This window comes from Vitreimonas sp., from assembly GCF_036392335.1.
Lineage (GTDB): Bacteria > Pseudomonadota > Alphaproteobacteria > Caulobacterales > Aquidulcibacteraceae > Vitreimonas.
In genome coordinates this window covers 1-19,122 of sequence record NZ_DASVYD010000071.1, presented here as the reverse complement: position 1 = coordinate 19,122, position 19,122 = coordinate 1, and the positions used below count along the sequence as shown (strand labels likewise).

General features: G+C 62.4%; 16 protein-coding genes and 1 pseudogene. 2 read left to right on the top strand and 15 right to left on the bottom strand.

Going from position 1 to position 19,122, the window contains the following annotated elements; genetic code table 11:
* Positions 1 to 85 precede the first annotated feature (85 nt).
* From VF769_RS18475 to VF769_RS16820, 7 genes and pseudogenes are all read right to left on the bottom strand, one after another.
* Positions 86 to 544 (bottom strand): annotated as a pseudogene (locus VF769_RS18475) (MBL fold metallo-hydrolase); the annotation flags it as partial.
* A gap of 15 nt (positions 545 to 559) precedes the next feature.
* A complete protein-coding gene (locus VF769_RS16845) occupies positions 560 to 1,411 on the bottom strand; it encodes an alpha/beta hydrolase (RefSeq protein WP_331009597.1) in 852 nt (283 codons plus the stop codon).
* Between the two features lie 10 nt (positions 1,412 to 1,421).
* Positions 1,422 to 1,613, bottom strand: coding sequence for a hypothetical protein (locus tag VF769_RS16840; RefSeq protein WP_331009596.1), 192 nt, complete (start codon positions 1,611 to 1,613; stop codon positions 1,422 to 1,424).
* A 30-nt stretch (positions 1,614 to 1,643) separates the two neighbouring features.
* Positions 1,644 to 2,447, bottom strand: a complete 804-nt coding sequence (locus VF769_RS16835) for an alpha/beta hydrolase (protein WP_331009595.1) — start codon at positions 2,445 to 2,447, stop codon at positions 1,644 to 1,646.
* Positions 2,448 to 2,550: 103 nt separating this feature from the next.
* Positions 2,551 to 3,786 carry a PAS domain-containing sensor histidine kinase gene (locus tag VF769_RS16830; RefSeq protein ID WP_331009594.1) on the bottom strand — a complete coding sequence of 412 codons (1,236 nt, stop codon included), beginning with the start codon at positions 3,784 to 3,786 and terminating at the stop codon, positions 2,551 to 2,553.
* Positions 3,787 to 3,810: 24 nt separating this feature from the next.
* Positions 3,811 to 4,179 carry a response regulator transcription factor gene (locus VF769_RS16825; RefSeq protein WP_331009593.1) on the bottom strand — a complete coding sequence of 123 codons (369 nt, stop codon included), beginning with the start codon at positions 4,177 to 4,179 and terminating at the stop codon, positions 3,811 to 3,813.
* Between the two features lie 67 nt (positions 4,180 to 4,246).
* The gene (locus VF769_RS16820) at positions 4,247 to 4,873 is read right to left on the bottom strand and encodes a response regulator transcription factor (protein ID WP_331009592.1); all 627 of its coding nucleotides are present in this window, start codon (positions 4,871 to 4,873) and stop codon (positions 4,247 to 4,249) included.
* Positions 4,874 to 4,971: 98 nt separating this feature from the next.
* Here VF769_RS16820 and VF769_RS16815 point away from each other — a divergent pair, with 98 nt between their 5' ends.
* Positions 4,972 to 6,927 (top strand): ferritin-like domain-containing protein, encoded by a 1,956-nt coding sequence (locus VF769_RS16815; RefSeq protein WP_331009591.1) that lies wholly within the window; start codon positions 4,972 to 4,974, stop codon positions 6,925 to 6,927.
* Between the two features lie 586 nt (positions 6,928 to 7,513).
* Entirely contained in the window at positions 7,514 to 8,680 is a 1,167-nt protein-coding gene (locus VF769_RS16810) for a M14 family zinc carboxypeptidase (RefSeq protein WP_331009590.1), read from the top strand.
* Here VF769_RS16810 and VF769_RS16805 read toward each other — a convergent pair.
* The 8 genes from VF769_RS16805 to VF769_RS16770 all read right to left on the bottom strand — a co-directional run.
* The gene (locus VF769_RS16805) at positions 8,677 to 9,096 is read right to left on the bottom strand and encodes a VOC family protein (RefSeq protein WP_331009589.1); all 420 of its coding nucleotides are present in this window, start codon (positions 9,094 to 9,096) and stop codon (positions 8,677 to 8,679) included. The genes VF769_RS16810 and VF769_RS16805 overlap by 4 nt on opposite strands.
* Before the next feature lie 20 nt (positions 9,097 to 9,116).
* Entirely contained in the window at positions 9,117 to 10,370 is a 1,254-nt protein-coding gene (locus VF769_RS16800) for a dicarboxylate/amino acid:cation symporter (RefSeq protein WP_331009588.1), read from the bottom strand.
* Positions 10,367 to 11,923 (bottom strand): N-acyl-D-amino-acid deacylase family protein, encoded by a 1,557-nt coding sequence (locus VF769_RS16795; RefSeq protein WP_331009587.1) that lies wholly within the window; start codon positions 11,921 to 11,923, stop codon positions 10,367 to 10,369. The genes VF769_RS16800 and VF769_RS16795 overlap by 4 nt, the downstream gene beginning before the upstream one ends.
* A 31-nt stretch (positions 11,924 to 11,954) precedes the next feature.
* On the bottom strand, positions 11,955 to 15,035 hold the full coding sequence (locus tag VF769_RS16790) for a TonB-dependent receptor domain-containing protein (protein WP_331009586.1): 3,081 nt from the start codon (positions 15,033 to 15,035) through the stop codon (positions 11,955 to 11,957).
* Positions 15,036 to 15,149: 114 nt separating this feature from the next.
* Entirely contained in the window at positions 15,150 to 16,148 is a 999-nt protein-coding gene (dgcA, locus tag VF769_RS16785; protein WP_331009585.1) for an N-acetyl-D-Glu racemase DgcA, read from the bottom strand.
* Positions 16,106 to 17,161: an N-acetyltransferase DgcN gene (dgcN, locus tag VF769_RS16780; protein WP_331009584.1), complete on the bottom strand. Its 1,056-nt coding sequence runs from the start codon at positions 17,159 to 17,161 to the stop codon at positions 16,106 to 16,108. Before dgcN ends, dgcA begins: the two co-directional genes overlap by 43 nt.
* Before the next feature lie 88 nt (positions 17,162 to 17,249).
* Positions 17,250 to 18,146 (bottom strand): LysR family transcriptional regulator, encoded by an 897-nt coding sequence (locus VF769_RS16775; RefSeq protein WP_331009583.1) that lies wholly within the window; start codon positions 18,144 to 18,146, stop codon positions 17,250 to 17,252.
* 119 nt (positions 18,147 to 18,265) lie between these two features.
* A partial coding sequence (locus tag VF769_RS16770; protein WP_331009582.1) for a gamma-glutamyltransferase occupies positions 18,266 to 19,122 on the bottom strand: 857 nt, incomplete at its 5' end.

Genomic DNA, 19,122 nt, shown 5'->3' with positions numbered 1-19,122 from the left:
CGCGTAAGTGTTTGAGACGGTTCGGGCGGGGCGGTCTCTCCGGGGTCGCCACTCCATGCCAGCCCTCTCCGCTGGGTTCGTAGAAGCGCCAATCGCGCACCTCATCCCATTGGCGCGCCCGGTAGCGTTGATGCGCGACGAAGCCGCAGCGCGCGGATGCGGCTGCATGTTCGGTGGCGAACACGTGGACGCGGGCTTCGGGGAAATCTTCCAGACCGCCGGCGTGGTCAAAATCGAGATGCGTGAGCAAGATGTGGCGGACATCGTGCGCGCTGAAACCGAGAGCTTCGATCTGGCGGCGCGCGGTTTCGCCTTCGCGCAGGCGCGGATTGATGAGCAACGGCCAGAGCACCGGCAAGCGTGCATGTGGGCGGCGGACGTCTTCCAGGCCGTAACCGGTGTCGACAAGAACCAAGCCCGCGCTTGGCGTTTCGATCAGCAGACAATGGGTCGGCAAATGCCCGAACAGGCCGCGCGAGGCGCCGTCGAAGAGAGCGCCGCCGAGCGGGCAATGCGTGCCGCAATTGAGATGATGGACACGCATTGCCGCCGGCCTCGATCAATCGGCGCCTTCGATCTTTTTGCCTTCGACGAAAGCAAGCAAATCGGGGTTGATGACGTCCGCATGCGTCGCGAGCAGGCCGTGCGGCAGACCCGGATAGGCTTTGAGCACGCCGTTCTTCAACAGCTTCCTCGAAAGCGGCGCTGAATCGTCGTACGGGACGATCTGATCGTCGGTGCCGTGCGCGACGAACGTGGGCACTTCGATCTTTTTCAGATCTTCGGTGAAGTCCGTCTCCGAGAACGCCTTGATGCAATCATAGTGCGCGTTGGCCGCGCCCATCATGCCTTGGCGCCACCAATTGTTGATAAGCCCCTGCGAGACTTTCGCGCCCGGACGGTTGAAGCCATAGAACGGCCCTGTTGGCAGATCGATGAAGAATTGTGCACGATCCACAAGGAACGCAGCGCGCAGGCCATTGAACACGTCGATCGGCAAGCCGCCCGGGTTCTTCTCTGACTTCACCATGATTGGCGGCACGGCGCCGACAAGTACGGCTTTCGCGACACGGCCGGGCCTTGCGCGCGCCACGTAGTGCGCGACTTCGCCGCCGCCGGTGGAGTGGCCGATATGAACAGCGTTCTTAAGATCGAGCGCATCGGCGAGTGCGGCAACATCCGCCGCATACGTATCCATCTCATGGCCGCTGCTGGTTTGCGACGAGCGACCGTGGCCGCGACGATCGTGCGCGATGACGCGATAGCCGCGATGCAGGAAGAACAGCATCTGACTATCCCAATCGTCGGCGCTGAGCGGCCAGCCATGATGGAATACGATCGGCTGCGCGGATTTCGGACCCCAATCCTTATAGAAAATCTCCGTGCCGTCTTGAGTGGTCACGTATGGCATGTTGGCCTCCTTAACCTGCCTCGGATGAGGCGAATTCCCATTGATCCGCACTGGTGCGGACTAGATCGATGATGGCGCCGCGCGCGCGATCGAAATCCGCGCGACCGTTCTTCGCCACACATTCCCCTTCGGCGACGAAGCCATTTGGCGCCGTCACGCGGACTTTGAAGGTGAGATAGGTCACATCGTCGTCGGCGCGCATGGCGTGCCTCCTTTTGGACGCCTCAGTGCATCAGGCCGCTTTCGCGAAATCGCCGGCGCGTTGGTTCTTCTCAGCCCAGGCGAGCGCGAAATCGGCCACCTCTTCCCAGCCTGGCTCCAAGCAGGTGTAGTGCGAGCGATCTTCGAGGATCTTCAGTTCGGTGAGCGAAGCGGCGTGCTTTTGCTTCTTGAAGATCGCTTCCGTCATGCTCGCCGGGGCGATCAGATCCTTACCGCCGCCGATCAGCAGCATCGGCGCGCGAATTTTGCTGTCCCAATCGATCGGCCCTGCGCCGCCCGAGGTGACGCCGTCCCAATAGACTTTGCCGGCCGTCGGCACGATGTAGCGCTCAAAATGCGCATCGACTTGATCGCGCGGCAGACCGTTGGCGAAACGCGCGCCGAAGAAGTCCTTCGACATCGAGACGACCTTCGCGCCACTGAACGGATCGCTGAGCACCGGCAGCGCCGAGAGCAAGCCGTCGAGCGGAATGCCCACGCCTGGCGTCGGCGCTGGGTCAATCGCAACAGCCGCAACACCGAGACCGCGATCGGCCAGATGCTGCACGAACACGCCGCCGGCCGAGTGGCCGATCAGGATCGGCGCTTCAGGCAGCGCGCGGATCAGGTTTTCGTAATGATCGACGATTTCCTTCGGGCCGAAATGCGTGAGCGCTTTGTTTGGGTGCGCCTTCAATTCGACAGGATCGCCTTCATCACCGGGCCAATCGGGCGCCAGAACTGTATAGCCCTTCGCTTCGTAGCGCGCTTTCCAAAGTTCCCAGCTCTTCGAGTTTAGCCAGGCGCCGTGGACGAGTAAGATGGTCTTGGTCATGGGATGCTCTCCGCTTCAATTCGTTGAAGAGAAGATGCGCCCAGCCTCGGCGGTTCGCCATTCTACCTACGGCTAACGCTCTAATACACTCGTATATGCGCGTTCAATGCGCGGCGGGCAGCGTGAACGCGAACACGGCGCCGCCGCTTTCAGCATTGCGCGCACTGATCGCGCCGCCATAGGTCTCAACGATCGAACGGCAGATCGGCAGCCCCATGCCCATGCCGTTGCTTTTGGTCGTGAAAAAACGTTCGAACAGACGCGACTGATGCACGGCGTCGATGCCTGGGCCTGAATCTTCAACGGCGACATGAACGCGGCCGTCACTAAAGCTTGTACGAAGGGTCACGCGGCGTTGATGAGTCGGCGTTTGCGCCATGGCCTGCACCGCGTTGACCGCAAGATTGACGACGACTTGCTGCAATTGCGTCCGGTCAGCCAGAACCAGCGGCAAACCTTTGCCCAGGTCGAGCTTAAGCGTAACACTTTGGCCTTGCAGTTCGTGCGCCAAGAATTGCATCGCCTCCTCGACGACGCCGTTGATCGCCAGGCGCGCGGGTTCCGGGGCGCGATGGTCGGCCATGGCGCGGACGCGGGAGATAATGTCGGCGGCGCGTTGGGCGTCGGCGATGATGCGTTGGGTGAGCGCGCGGACCTCCGCCACGTCTGGTTCGGCCCGATTCAGCCAGCGCAGGCCGGCGGATGCGTTCGTGGCGATGGCGGCGAGCGGCTGATTGACCTCGTGCGCGATGGAGGCCGTGAGTTCGCCCAACATGGAGACACGCGCAGCGTGGGCGAATTCGGCTTGCACTTGGCGCAGCATGGCTTGAGCCCGCACTCGCTCGGAAATATCGATCACGCCGATCAGGAGCTTGCCGTTGGCGACGGTCTCGGGGGCGAAGCAGGCTGTGAAGAGCGCGTCGAAGATTTCACCGTTGAGTTTGCGGAGCTTGGTTTCAGTGGCGTAGCTCGGCTTGCCTGAAACGGCTGCGAGCACGCTGGCTGCGTACACCTGATTGCTCTCTTCCGGCCAATAGACGTCGAGCGTTTGAAACAGTTCGGCTTTATCGCCATTGCCGAACAGCGCCACGGTCTGATCGTTCACGTCGATTACGCGGGTGACGTGCATCATTTGGCGGACGAAGGCGGGATTGTCGGCGAAGTAGGCGGCGAAATCGATGACGCCCTGCTTGCGCAATTCACGCAACATGCCGCCGACGGGCGTGAAGTCGAGTTCCCAGAAGGAGGCGGCCATCGCCTGGAAGAGATTGCGATAGCGATACTCGCTTTCGCGCAACGCCTCTTCGGCGCTCAGTGTCGGTTGGTCGCCCCCACTCATCCGAGTCCCGTACCCCAACGCCCCCTATTTCGCCAGCGCGCGCTCCAAGCAATCGATCAGAGCTTCGGCGGCAAAGGGCTTCTTCAATACGCAGAGCGCACCGCTGGCGAAGGCGCGCTCTTGCAGACCCGGCTCTGACCGCGCGGTGATCATGATAACGGGCGCGGCGCAGCCGTCAGCCGTGAGCCGCTCCTTCAGTTCGATCCCGGAGAGGCCGGGCATTTGGATGTCGGTGACGATGGCGGCGCTGGCGTTTGCCTGGTCGGCCGCCAAGAAATCCTCGGCATTGGCGAAGCCGCTGGCGCGATAGCCGAGCGAACGCACCAAGCCAACCAGGGCGGCGCGCAAGGATTCATCGTCGTCGATGATGGAGATCAGGGTGCTTTCAGCCACGCTCGGAATGTCGGCCTAGGCGGGATGTGATGAAATCATACGCAAGTATGAAAGTGCAGCCTATGGGTCAGGCGCCGAGTTCCGGACGGACATCCAGGGCTTCGGCCATGCGGACGAGGTCGGCCAAGGTTTTCGCGCCCATTTTCCGCATCGCCGCGCCCCGGTGGATTTTGACCGTGATCTCGCTAAGCGAGAGATCGCCCGCCACTTGTTTGTTCATTTTGCCGGCGGCGACCAGGGCCATCACCTGGCGTTCGCGCGGTGAAAGCGTGGCATAGGCGGCCTTGAGGCTATCGAGTTTGCCGCCTTCAGCGCGCTGGGCACGGTCCCTCTCCAGCGCCGCCGCGACAGCGTCGAGCATTTCTTGATCGCGGAAGGGCTTGGCGAGGAAATCGACGGCGCCCGCCTTCATGGCGCGCACGCTCATGGGAATGTCGCCGTGTCCCGTCATGAACACGACAGGCAGGCGCACGCCCAGCTCTTCGAGTTTTTGTTGGAACTCGAGCCCGCTCATGCCGGGCATGCGGACGTCAAGCACGAGGCAGCCCGGCGCGTCCGGCAGCGGCGCATCCATGAACGCCGCGACAGAATCATAAAGGCGCGTCGCCTGCCCGGTCGAGCGAAACAGGCTATCGAGCGCGCCACGCAAAGAGGCGTCGTCATCAATAATGTGCACGATCGGCGCGTCTGCCATCGTCAATTACCTACGCCCCTTCAGATGTGGGCCAAACTATACCATGATATGATTTCCACCAAAGCGTGGACACAAGACTATCGCGCGGGAGACCGATCATGGTGGCCGAACCAGTCCTCACGCCGACGCGCGAACAATTGATCCACGCGCTCTATGAGGCGGCGGAACTCGAGCACAATTTGATGTGCACCTATCTCTACGCCGCTTTCAGCTTGAAGGACGGCGAGAGCGAGGGCCTGAGCGCAGAAGAAGCCGAGGCCGTAAAACGCTGGCGGCGCGCAATCCTCGATGTGGCGATCGACGAAATGGGCCATCTGACGGCGGTGTGGAACATCACGGCCGCCCTTGGCGGGCAGCCGGCGTTTGGGCGCGATAATTTCCCGCTTGATCCGGGCGGCTTACCCGGCAGGGTCGTGGTGAAACTCGCGCCCTTCAACATGGATGTTTTGCAGCATTTCATCCATCTTGAACGGCCGGAAGGCTCGGACGAACCGGATGGCGCGGGCTTCCAACATTTTTCGTTCAAGCGCGGCGCTGTGAAGCCCAGGCTGACGCCGATGGCCATCGATTACGACACCGTGGGCCAATTCTATCAGACGATGGAATTCGCGCTCAAGTACATGACCGACAAGTTCGGCGAGAAGGATTTGTTCTGCGGCGATCCGGGCTTGCAGCTTTCGCCGAACGAAATTGATTTGCGCGGCGCCAAGCCTGTGCTGTGCTCGAAGACGGCAATCGCGGCGTGCGCGGCGATTATCACCGAAGGCGAAGGCGCCAGCGAAGAAAGCCAGAACTCGCACTATTGCCGCTTCCGCAACATTCGCGATGAGTACCAGGCGCTGCTGGCGAAGAATCCGGATTTCGTACCGGCGCATCCGGCCGCGACCAATCCGGTGCTGCGTCGTCCGCCGATCGCGGAAGGTCGCGTCTGGTTAGAAGACGAAGCGGCGACCGCAATCGTCGATGTGGCGAATGCAGCGTATCAGACAATGCTGCGGCTGATTGCGTATTCCTATTCGGTGCACGGGCCGAGTCCGGAGAAGAACCTCGCCGTCGATCTGGGCATCGACCTGATGAAGGCGATGACGCTGCTGGGCGAAAGCGCTGCGCGGCGGCCGGCTGGGCCATCCAATCCGGGCTGCAATGCGGGCATGTCGTTCACGGCGCTGCGGGATTCCGCGCCCTTCACGCAAGGCGCCAGCGCGCGGCGGTTTTTTGCTGAACGCATGAATGAGTTGTCACGCTATGCGGCGCGTTTGGATCAGAGCGATATGCGCGTGGCGCGCGCGGCGGGCTTGATCAAGGCGCTCGCTTTGCGGGCGCAACGGTTTACCGCGATGACGACAGCGCCAGCCGTGACGACTGACGCCGCGTCTCCGGCCTTGGCCAAGCCTGCCCCGCCCTCAGCAATGGTCGATGGCGCGGAGGTGGTCGATGGCGAAGCGGTGCAGATCATCTATCATGGCAAGCTTTGCATTCACTCGCGCTTCTGCGTGACCGGCGCGCCGAAAGTGTTCTTGGCGAACGTGCAAGGGCCGTGGATTCATCCCGACGACATGGACGCCGAAGAATTGATGGCGGTGTCGCGCGAATGCCCATCCGGCGCGATCCAGTATCGACGCAAGGATGGCGGGCGCGAGGAACAACCGCCGCCGGTGAATCTGATCTCGGTGCGCGAGGCAGGCCCCTACGCGTTTCGTGGTGATCTCAGCATTGATGGTAAGCCGTTCGGTTATCGCGCCACGCTCTGCCGCTGTGGCGCCTCGAAGAACAAACCATTCTGCGACGGCTCGCATCATGACGTGCATTTCGATGCGAGCGGTGAACCGCCAACGGGCGACAAGACCGACATGCTCGCCGTGCGAGATGGGCCGCTTGAAGTCACGCCGCAACTCGATGGTCCGCTGATGGTGCGCGGCAATATGGAGATTATCTCCGGCACCGGCCGCATGGTGGCGCGCCGCCAAGCCGCAAGACTCTGCCGCTGCGGCCATTCCAACACAAAACCCTATTGCGACGGCACCCACGCGAAGGTGGGGTTTCGATCGACTTAGGCCAGGCTCCTTGCGCAGTCCAAGACGTCCAGCCACGGCGGGCCTCATAACGACGCTCGTTATGTCCGCTCAGCTGGTTCTCTTGCCAAGCCAAATGTCTCTTCCTGCCCCGATTGAGATGGCAACCCCTGATTGAATGTCCGCTTGCGTTGATTTCGCAACGGAGCGGAATGGCTCACCTCGCGCACGCGCCAAGTCTCGCCTTCGCGGATCAGATCGCGCGCATCGCGCCGTGTGCGCGTATCTCCCCCTCGCTCCAGCTCCGCACGTCGCAGCTCCGCGCGGGCGCAAGCGTGGAAATAGAACTTCCCACTCGGACTACGCGCGCCAAGGCCCCGCCACGCGTCGACGATTGCGTTGTCAACCAGACCAGCCCATTGAGCGCGCTTCAGATTCAGGCGCTGGAAACGTTCTGTGATCCAGCGCTCAATCGCGATGGCCGCCACGCCCAACGTTCGACGGCGGCGGCCACGTGTGGACTCGCGCGACGCATAACCGCAGTCTATGACCTTGATAGATTTTAGGTCTTGTCGGACCCGTTTCGTCTTCCTCAAAATCTCGTCGACGCAGATTTGGGGGATGGAAGATGGCCGGACTTCTCGCGCATTCGCGTGTGCTGGCGCTTACTTGCGTAGTGTGGGCCGCGCCCCATCTGGTCGCGCCCTCGCACGCACAGACGCCAATCTGCGCCACGGCCACCGCCTCCATCTCTGTGGACTTCCCGACGGGCGGGCGGCACGGCTGCAGAATTGAGGACGAGCGCAACATAACGCTCACTGTACCGCCTGAGGGGCGGCCCATAAATTCAAGCCCTTGGTATGCCTTCCGCATCGACGCAAGCGCCCGCACACGCCTTAATGTGACGCTCGACTATGATTACACCGAGCATCGCTATCCGCCGCACTTCACGCGCGACGGCGTCACTTGGCGGCCCATTGCTCCATCGGACGTTCTTATTGACGACGCCAACCACCGCGCGACGCTTCGACTCCACTTGGCGCCCGGAACTACCTTTATCGCCGGTCAACCCATACTCACCACCGGCGCCATGCATGACTGGGTCAGAACTCAGGTCGCTGGAGAAGGTTTTGAAACGATCGAATATGGCCGCTCCATCGATGGAGCGCCGCTTGTCGCTTATGCCGGCGGCGACGGCCCGGAATTGGTTGTCGCGATAACCCGCCAGCACCCGCCAGAAACTACGGGCGCCGCAGCGTTTCGCGCGTTCGTCGCGCGGATTATGTCGGATAATGAACAAGCGCGCGCTTTCCGCGCGAGCCACCGCATACTGCTTTTCCCTGCGCCGAATCCAGACGGCGTCGCGCGGGGGCATTGGCGCTGGAATAACGGCGGGCTCGATCTCAACCGAGATTGGCAGCGGCTGACGCAGCCGGAAACGCAAGGCATGACCAGCCTCATCCTGCGAGAGGCCGAGAATCGCGCCACGGTCGCCTTTCTGGATTTCCACTCCACGGGCCGCAACGTGATCTACGCGCCGCCGCTCGATAGTCCCTCGCCGACCATCTCCTTCCTGCCGTTCCTGCGCCAACAGCTCGACGCCGGCATGCGCACGCCGCCGGCCTGGAGCTACAATCACACGCCGGAGACCGGCAATTCCAAGGGATGGGCCCTAGAAACACTGGCCGCACCCGGCATCACCGTAGAGCTTGACGACATCGCGAACGCGGAGACAACGCAGCGCGTCGGCGAGATCGTCGCTGACGCGCTGATGCAGTACCAGGCCGCGAACTAGTTGAGCTTGGTCGCGAACAGCTGGGACATGTCCTTGAAGCTCTTGAACTCAAGAGCCGCCCCAGCCGGTTCGTACAAGAAGAATGTGCCCTGCTCGCCCACTTCGCCCTGGAAGCGGACATAGGGCTCGATCACGAATTCAACGCCCTTGGATCGAAGACGCTCAGCGAGCTTCTCCCAATTTTCCCAATCGAGCACGACACCGAAATGGAACGTCGGCACCTTCTTGCCATCGACCGGATTGGTCGAGGCCTTCTTCGCGCTGGCGTCGAGATGCGCCGTGATCTGGTGACCGAAGAAATCAAAATCCACCCACTTGTCACACTCCCGCCCAACGCCCACGCCGAGAACATCGACAAAGAATGCGCGCGTCGCCGCCAAGTCCGAAGTCGGAAATGCCATATGGAAGGGTTGCATCTTTCTCTCCTGCACAAGCGTTAGATGTCTTTGGCGCTCTTATACTCGGCGACGTCGATCTCTTTCTCGGATCGCGCCACCACCGTCGCAATAGCGAGGTCGCAAGTAACGTTGGGCACTGTGCGGATCATGTCGAGCGGCCGATCAAATGGCAGAATGAAGCCAACGATCAGCGCGGTCTGCTCAGGCGATACGCCAATGCTGGAGAGCACCGCCGCCAATACGAATAGGGATCCAGACGGCACTGGCGCCACGCCCATTGCGACAATCGTCGTCGTACCAGCAATCAACAGATAATCCGCCATCGACAAATCAATGCCGAAGGCTTGCGTCGCAAACAGGGTTAGCATCGCGATGTACATCGCGGTGCCGTCCATGCCGATCGTCGCGCCAAGCGGCAGCACCGTGGAGGCAATCGACGGTTTGATGCCAAGATTTTCCTCGGCGACGCGGATCGCCACCGGCAACGTCGCCGAGCTTGAGGAGGTGGAGAACCCGACCATGATCGCGTCCGCGACGCCGCGATAGAAGGGCAGAAGCGGCAGCCAAGCCAGCACGCGCACCAGCGTCCCATGTGTTACGAGCGTCTGCAGCACCGCGCCGACCAGCACGCAAAGGCCCAATTGCAGCACGCTGACGAACGCCTCGAAACCCTTCGTGCCGATCACGACCGCAATCAGCGCGAAAACGCCGAAGGGAGCCGTCTCCATAATGAAGCCGACGATCTTCAGCAGGACTTCCGACGCCGATGCGAGCACCTTGGCGACGGGCTGTCCGTCTTCGCCGGCCGCAAGCACGCCCGCGCCGAACAGCACGGCGAAGAAGATCACGGCGAGCGTCTCGCCGTCCGCCAGGGCGCGGATCGGGTTGAGCGGAATGATGCTCATCAAGATTTCGCCGGGCGGGCGTGGCTCAGCCACCGCTTGCGGGACGATCCCGTCCAAACTGACGCCGGCTCCGGGCTGCAACCATGTGGCCACGCCGAGGCCGATACAGACCGCGACAAAAGTGGTCGCGACATAGAGTGCAATGGTCTTAACGCCCACGCCGCCAAGGCGGCGCACGTCGCCCATGGCCGCAACACCAGCCGCAATGATGATGAACACCAACGGCGCGACCAACATGCGGATGAGCCGAACGAACAAGTCGCCGATCCAACGGATGCTCTCGGCGCCCGGCCCCCAAAACGCCCCCGCCACTGCCCCCAGCACCAAAGCGAATAGAATTCGTTGCCACAGCGGCACGCCAAACCAAAGCTTCAAAACAGCTCTCATCCGCATGTACCTTCTGTCGGCTGTTTGAAGATCGCCTCGCCCGCCAACGCTTCGGTGGGCGCGCCATCGGCTAGAGCGACGACGCCATTGACCACAACGAAGCGCATGCCGGTCGACAATTCCTCTGGATTTACGTAGTCGGCGCGCGCGGCGAACGCCTCAGCGTCGAAGACAGCGATGTCGGCGTAGTAACCCTCGCGCAGATAACCGCGACCGGCGAGGCCAAGAATATCAGCCGTAAGTCCGGCGCCGCGATGTACGAACTCACCCACGCTGATCACATTCTGCTCGCGCACGTACCGCTGGAATTTCCGGGCAAAGCTCCCAACTCGGCGTGGATGGCCCACCGTGCCATCGGAGCTGGTCACCACCCAGGGCAGCACCATGAATGCGCCAATTTCCGCCTCGCTCATATTGAACGACGCAAGCCGCGCATCACCGTCGGCGGCAATGCGGCGCGCCAGTTCTTCGGGAGCCAGCTCAGCGCGCTCCGCCGCTTGCTCAAGGGTCAAGCCACGATAATGCCCGGTGAGGATAAGCAGCGTCTCGGCGCCGCCGCGTCCGCGAATGCGCGACGCGATCTCCCCATGCAGCCGATCGCGCAACCTTGGATCGGACAAACGCCGGCGCATGGCCTCATCACCGCCGTCTTGGGTCCAGCGCGGGATCAACGCATTGCCGACGCGGGTGCCGGACGCCGTCCAGGGGTACTGATCCGCGGTGACGCGCCGCCCCGCGGCGCGCTCCGCCTCAATCAGCGCGATCATTTCCTCCGCCCGTCCGCTCGCCTCGCGGCCAAGCGCCTTGATGTGGGCGATATGCACCGGCGCGTCGGCTTCTCGACCGATACGCAACGCTTCGCGCAGGGCGTCAATGTTGCCGGCGCCTTCGCTGCGTATGTGGCTTTCGTAGAGACCACCGCGCGCGCCCGCCTCGCGCGCCAACGCGATCACCTCATCGGTCTCGGCGAAGCTCTGCGGCGCGTAGTAGAGACCCGTGGATAGGCCAAGCGCGCCCTCGCACATGGCTTGCGCCACGAGCGAGCGCATTCGATCCAACTCCGACCGACTTGGCGCACGATCATCCTCACCGACGACGGCTTCGCGTACGCTGCCAAAGCCGACGAAGCCCGCGACGTTGACTCCAACGCCAGCGCTCTCGTAGCCCTCTAATCGCCGACGAATTTCAATTGGACCGTCTCCGTCGTTGCCAATGACGATCGTTGTGACGCCTTGCGTGATCTGGTGCAGCATTGCGCGCCGGTCGCGATCTTGGGCCCCCAGGTCGCTCCCCGCGTGCGTATGCGGATCGATGAAGCCAGGCGCAACGATCAGCCCGGAGGCATCGATCGTCCGCACTGCGTTCAAGTCACTGGTATCTCCGATGCGAACGATGCGATCACCGCGCACCGCGACATTTGCGAGACGTCCCTCGCCGGCGGCGCCGTCAAAGACGCTTCCACCGGCGATGATGAGATCCACGCGCTCGTCCGCGGCGGCCGTTCCGGTCGCAACCGCCACCAGCCCCGCCACCAGCATCGACTTCCAGATCATGCGCCCTCCCACACCTGATCCTCGGCGCCACTCAGAAGCGCTTGTTGAGCGACAGATACCAAGTGCGTCCACGCGGAGAATGCAGGTCGCCAATGAAACCGTACTCGCTGTCGGCCAGTGGCGGCGTCTCGTCGGTGAAATTGCGGGCGCCGACGCGAATACGCAGATCGTCAACAGCCTGCCCTGGCGCATCGAATGTGTATTGCAGATACAAATTGTGCGTCTGGTAGCTGTCGACGCGCCACAGCGTGCCGTCCGCCAGCGAAGCGCTCGTATCATTTACGCCGCTGACATAGGACATGTAATAGCCGGCGCCGACATTGCCATTGCGCCAGGTTACGGTGGCGGTGCTGCGCCATTTCGGGCGGCCATTTTGCTCGACTAGGCTTTCGGCGCCTGGAACCGAAATGGTGTCGTCGATCGTGCCGTCCGCCTGGCCATCGAGCAAAGCTTGCTGCTCTGGACCAGGCGATTGGTAGAAGCTCAGCAACCGCGCGAAATTGAGTTTCACGTCGAAATCGCCAAGGGGCGTATCGTCGATCTCATAATAGATGCCGATGTCCACGCCGTCGGCCTCGCGCGGATTCAAGTTGCGATAATTGTCGATGACCTGAATGACTTCACCGACAGGCGCGATGCCAGTGCCATCGAACAGCGCAATATCCTCGGCGGTTGGGTCCGCGCGCAGCACATTCTCATTGTAGCTCCCCTGCACGCGCAGCAGGTAGTCGAGGGTCAACGCGTTAGCGTCGCCGAGGAGGCCGATCACGTCGGTCTGCTCGATGCGCCAGTAATCGGCGGTGATGGTGAGCTCACCCCATTGTGGCAGCCAACCTGGCGGCGAGAAGACAAAGCCGGCGGTGAAATTCTCGGATTCCTCCGGCTGCAGATCCTCACTCCCGGATCGATTGCTTTGCACGGAAACGCCTGCGGTGTTGCAGTCGTCAAAATTGGTGATATTGCCCTGACGCAGCTCCGCCTCGCAGCGGATCCAGTCAGTGCGGCCGTTGCTACGCAGGATGCCGCGCTCGAATTGCTGCGGCAGATTTGGCGCACGGAAGCCCTCCGACCAGGAGGAGCGCACTTGCAGCCAGTCCGTCGGATACCAGGAGAGCGCAAACTTCGGCTTCGCCACGCTGCCAAACAGCGAGTAATTCTCGTAACGGAGCGCCAGCTGCGCGTCGATGGAGCGGGCGAAGGGGATGTTCATCTCCGGCGACACGAGCGGCACCGCGAGCTCCAGGAACGCGGATTCCACATTGCGCGAGCCGCTCGTATCGGGCGTCGGGCTCGCACCCATCACATCCGATCCCGTCTCCACGCCGCGCACGTCCGTGAATGTGATCGTGCCATCCAGCCGATCGTCGCGGTTATCCTCGTAGGTTTCGCGGCGCAGCTCCACACCGGCCGCGATGCCGATATCCCCCGCCCAGTTCGTGAACAGATCTGGCCGTGAGATACGGAAATCCCACATCGCCAGCGATGTGTAACTGTCGCGCCGCACCGGCACGATGAAGCTGTCGATCACTTCCTGCGCGTTCTCAGACCCCCAACCCGAACCCGGATTGGCGGGATCGCCGCCGACGAACGGATTGTAGGCATCTGGCGTGGAGCGCAGCAGCGCGTCTTGGAACAGCGTCAAGCTCGGTTGATACATTGTGTCATGGGTGTCCGCGCGCGAGTACACATACGCGGTCTCCCAGTCCCAACCCCAATGATCACCGCGAAAGCCGCTTAGGAGACGATAGACGCGTTGATCGACGTCCACGCGCAGTGGGCCCGCGTCGGCCGGTCGATAATCCTGCAGCTCAAACGCCACGCCAGCGGCGTCCACATTGACGCCCGCCATGCGGCCGGGCCCGGTGCCGAAAGGATTGTAATAATTGTCAGCGCCCACCACGAGCAATTGCGTGCTGAGGTTGGTCTCCTGCTCGCGATAGCTGGTGAAGTCCGAAAAGTAGAACCCGCCTTCGGCGAAGAACTCTATGTTGCCGAAATCGTGGTTGAGATAGGCGAAGAGATTGGCGCGCTCTGTCTCACCGTGCAGTGTGCTGACTGCGTTGGAATTGTAGCGCAGGTTTTCATCTTCGCTGATCGTTGAGAGCACGCTGTTGTCGAAGCACCGACCATTGGCGACAACGACGATACAGCCGGGATTGGTGTCGGGCTGCACGTGGAACGTAGCCGCGCCCGAGCTCGTTGACGAAACCGCGACGCCGTTGATGCGCAGAATCGACGTTGACGGCGCGAAGGTCACCGGATTGAGGCGGCGGAATTCACCCCATGTGGTGTCCAGGCTGTTATTGCGAAAGTCGGTATCGCCCTCCCACGCCGTACCGACGAGGCGATCGCGGAGGTCTGAATCGGCGGTGTAGCCAAACTCGCGCGCATAGAGCGGATCGCGGAATGTCGATGAGCCAAACAGCGAAAGATTGGTGCGCCCACCATTAAAGTCGCGCCCCCACTCGAAGCTCGTGTCGAATTGCTGCTGATCAGCGCTCTCCGTTTGCACCGCCTCGAAATTGACGCGGAAGCCTTCAAAATTGTCGCGCAGCACCGTGTTGACGACGCCAGCCACGGCATCGGTGCCGTAGATTGCCGCGGCGCCGTCGCGCAATACTTCGACGCGGCGCACGCCGGCAACCGGGATGGTATTGGTGTTGACGGTGGCGACGGGCACCAGATTCTCTGTTTGGATCGCAGGGTGCAAGGTCATGCGGCGACCGTTGATCAGCATCAGCGTGTTGCCGGTGCCGAGCGCGCGCAAATTGATCGAGGCAGTGTCGCCACGCGCGTCGTTGATGCCGCCGCTCAAGCGCGCTTCGTTGAAGGTAACGTCGCCAGCTTGGGGGATGGTGCGGAAGAGATCGTCGCCGCTCGTGGGCGCGGAGGCCTGAATGTCCTCTTCGCCGATCACAGTGACCGGAAGCGCATCGTCAATGCGCGCACCCCGGATCTGGGTTCCGACGACGACGATGTCTTCCTCGCCCGCCGTCGGATCGGCGCCAGCTTCCTCGTCTTGAGCGTACGCCAACGGCGCAAGTAGGAAGGACGCCCCCACCAAGAGCACTGAACGCAGTGTCGCCTTGCCGCGCTTACCAGCTTTCGTCATTACCCCGACCCCCATATTTCCATGTCGCTGTACTCGCGACGCTTGTCTGCTTAACTCCAACACTAGCGCGGCGCTTCCGCGTGTAGTTTTTATTCAAGCGCCTATAGCTTGCGGCTATGGCCGCGCGGCGTGCATTCCCCATCCGTGCGAAGGCGGCGTGAGCCATCCATCGCTAAAAACAAGGCGATTCTCGCGATCTTGCGCCAGCCACCAAGGGCCATCGAGGTCGACGAAATTCGCGTCTCGCGCGACATGCAGCGCTGGCGTCATGGCCAGAGAGGTGCCGATCATGCAGCCAACCATCAGCGTCATGCCCATCGCGGAGGCAGCTTCGCGCAGCGCAAGTGCTTCGGTTAGCCCCCCGGTCTTGTCGAGTTTGATATTCACCGCCTGATAGCGGCCCGCCAGCTTCTTCAAGTCAGCGCGCACATGGACGGCTTCGTCGGCGCAAATCGGTACGAGTGGTTTCAGGCGTTCGAGCGCCCGATCCTCCTCCGCCGGGATGGGTTGCTCAAGCAACGCCACCTCCAAGGCACACATTTCGGCTTGCCACACCTCTAGTTGCGCCACCGACCAACTCTCATTCGGATCAACGATCAAGCGTGCGAGCGGCGCTGCTTCGCGCACGGCGCGGACAGCAGCGACGGGATCATTCGCGTCAACCTTCACCTTGATCAGCGGGCAGCCGCTCAGGGAGTTTGCCGCTTCGCCCATGACGCTCGGCGCGTCGAGCGAGATGGTCACAGCAGTCACCATGCGACGCGGCTCAGGTGCGCCAATCATCTCGGCCACCGTGCGGCCGCACAGTTTGGCTTCAATATCCCACAAAGCGCAGTCCAGCGCATTGCGGGCGGCGCCTGCCGGCAACAAGACCTGCAATGCCTCTCGACTTGCACCCGCTTCGATCGCGGCGCGTACGCCCTCGATCTGAGTGAGCACGCTGTCGGTCGTTTCACCATAGCGGCCATAGGGCGTCGCTTCGCCCATCCCGACCGCGCCATCAGCGGCAATCTCAACGGTCACCACGTCCGCCTGCGTTTTCACACCTCGCGAAATGCGAAAAGGCCGACTTAGCGGCCAGCGCTCGCCGCGCGCCGTGAGCTTGCGAAGCATTCGAGCATCCGATCCACGATGAGAGAAACGCCATGGGCGACGGGGTCTTGGACTGGGAGCCCGGTTCTGTCGGACGTCTCCGCACAGAGCCGATCGGCGGCGGCGCGCGGCAGACCTGACGTGTTGAACGCCACACCGACGACGACGACATTTGGGTTGGTGAGTCGCGCCGCTTCGAGGTTCACCCGGATCGTGTCCTCAAGGCTCGGCAACACACGGCCTGGCAAACCGCGCATGTGCGCGCGCCCAGGTTCATCACAAATCACCAGCGCATCCGGCTGGGCCCCATGCAGCAATCCGAGCGACACGCCCGCGTAAGACGGATGATAGAGCGAGCCCTGGCCTTCGATGATGTCCCATCCCCCATCGCTGCGGGCCGGCGACAATTGCTCGACGGAGCCGGAGATAAAATCGGCCACTACCGCATCCACCGGAACGCCCGCGCCGTCGATCATGATCCCGGTCTGCCCGGTTGCACGGAAGTCACAGCGCACGTTGCGTCCCTTGAGCTCACGTTCGAGCGCGAGGCTTGTGTACATCTTGCCGACCGAGCAATCGGTGCCCACCGTCAACAGGCGATAGCCAGCGCGCTTCTCGCCATTGCCGACCGGCAGGTTCGGCGCCGGATCGCGCACGTCATAGAGCTTGCGGCCATGGCGCGCCGCCGCTTGAGCGATATCCTTGTTGTCGCGGAGGCGCTGATGCAGGCCCGACGCGACGTCCAGACCTGCGGCGATCGCGGCGAGCACCTCGGCGACGTCGCCTTCCGTCATCACGCCGCCGCGATTGGCCACGCCGATGAGCATGGTGCGTGCGCCGCGGGCGACCGCTTCGCCATAGCTCAGATTGGCGAGCCCCAGGCTCTGCGCATCCGCGCTGAGGCGACGCTCGCCCACGCATTTTTCCGGCCGCCAATGCGCCACACCGCGCGCGGTTTTAATCGACAGCGGATCCTGGCTCGAACCGAGATAAAGGAGATAGGGCGCAGGGATCACGTCGAAGCCTTTCCACACTGGACTGACTTCAATTGGCGCTATCCGCGCTCACACAGCAATTTCCGATACCTCGGCTGGACATAACCGCAGGCTATGCGGGCGCGACCTAATCGCCCGCCAAGGTGCGCTCCAATTCCTTGCGCAACTCGGAGATGAATTTCGTCGCCAACTGCGATAGCGGCCTATCCTCCAGGTGCACGGCCATGACGTCGAAACGCACGGGGGGATCGAGCTTGCGAAACTCAAGCCGATCATCCGCATAAGCACGTGCGGTCAGCTCATCGAGTATCGCCACGCCCGCACCCTCCCGCACAAGAGCGGCCGCGACAAAGAAGGTGTGCGCCGACACGACCTCCCGGACCTCGCCGCCCAATTTGGCATGGGCGGCCGCCCACAAATCCCCTACGGGACCGCTTGCAGTGATGCCAATAACATCCTGCCCCACGAGAGAGGATATGGGGATGCGGTCGCCAACATTGGAGAATGCGCCACGAGGGAAGACCAAGACCAACTCGCCGCCCCCGATGCGCTGCGCTGCCACGCGTGGATGCAGCGCTGCATCCCAGACGATGGCGACCTCGCAAGTGCGATCGAAGAGCGCGCGCAACGCTTCATCCTGATGAAAAGTGCGCACGTCGAACACGACATCTGGCCGCTGCTTACGAAAGCGCGCGATGGCCGCCGGCGCCGCCGCCAGGCCTGCGGAATGCACCGCCGCCACTGAAACGCGCCCGCCTTCGCCTGCCCGCAGACTACGACACGCTTGCTGCAGCGTCTCCAGCTTTGCGTACACTTCGCGTGATTCTCGATAGACGACGTGCGCCTCCTCGGTCGGCAAAAGCCGGCCGCGCACACGACGAAAAAGCTTGAAGCCGAGCTGATCCTCCGCGTGGCGGAGCGTCTTGCTCAGCGAAGGTTGTGACACATTGAGAAACTTGGCCGCTGCGCTGATCGTGCCGCACAGATAGATCGCATTGAACACTTCGATGTGCCGTAGCCGCATAGGCGAGGCATTGTGGCGCGCAGGGCTGACTTTGCCCTCCTTCGCACGCGCACCACCATGTTTTCCGCCCCTTGCGCCGTGCATTTATCGTCGCGCTCGTCCTCTGGCGGCGAACGCCGCTATTGCACACTTTCGCTGCGCGCCACGCCCTCGCGTCGTGAATCCGCGCCGCCGTCGAATCCGCCATCTCTCAGCATGACGCCGTGAATACCGGACTCCTCGCCACTGCCGCGCCGCACCTCAATACCGCGCGTCGCAAGCTCCACCAGCACCGCTTCCGGAAAACGATGCGCTTCGCCGTTGAAAGCGTCGCCGCGCGCAACGAGGTTGGGGAGGTCGATGGCTTGCTGCATAGAGAGCCGCCAATCAAGTACGCCCACCAGCGTTTTCGCCACATAGGCGGGAATAGCATTGCCGCCGGGCGACCCGACAGCGCCCACGAGACGACCCTCTTGGTTAAGGATGAGCACAGGCGACATGGAAGAGCGCGGCCGCTTCCCGCCCGCAACCGCATTGGCCGCGGCGCGGCCATCGTTGTCGTTTGGTGAGAAAGAGAAATCAGTCATCTGATTGTTGAGGAAAAAGCCGTCGACCATTCGGCCTGAGCCAAAATAGGATTCTACCGTCGCGGTCATGGAGACTGCGTTTCCGTCGGCGTCTATCACAACGAAATGCGTGGTGCCGGCCGGCTCCTCGGTCGCGTCCGCCGCTTGGGCCGGCGCGCCAACGGGGTTACCGGGCGCATAACGTTCAGCCGCGGACTGACCAATAAGCGCCGCACGACCGTCGACGTAGCGCGCATCCAAGAGCCCATCGATCGGCACATCGACAAAGTTCGGATCGCCGAAATAGCGATCACGGTCGGCGTACATCACACGACTTGCCTCGGCGAACAGGAACCACGATTGCGGATCAGTGGCGTCGCGGGAGGCTATGTCCGTGCGTTCCAACACCTCCATCAGCAACAAGAGGCCGC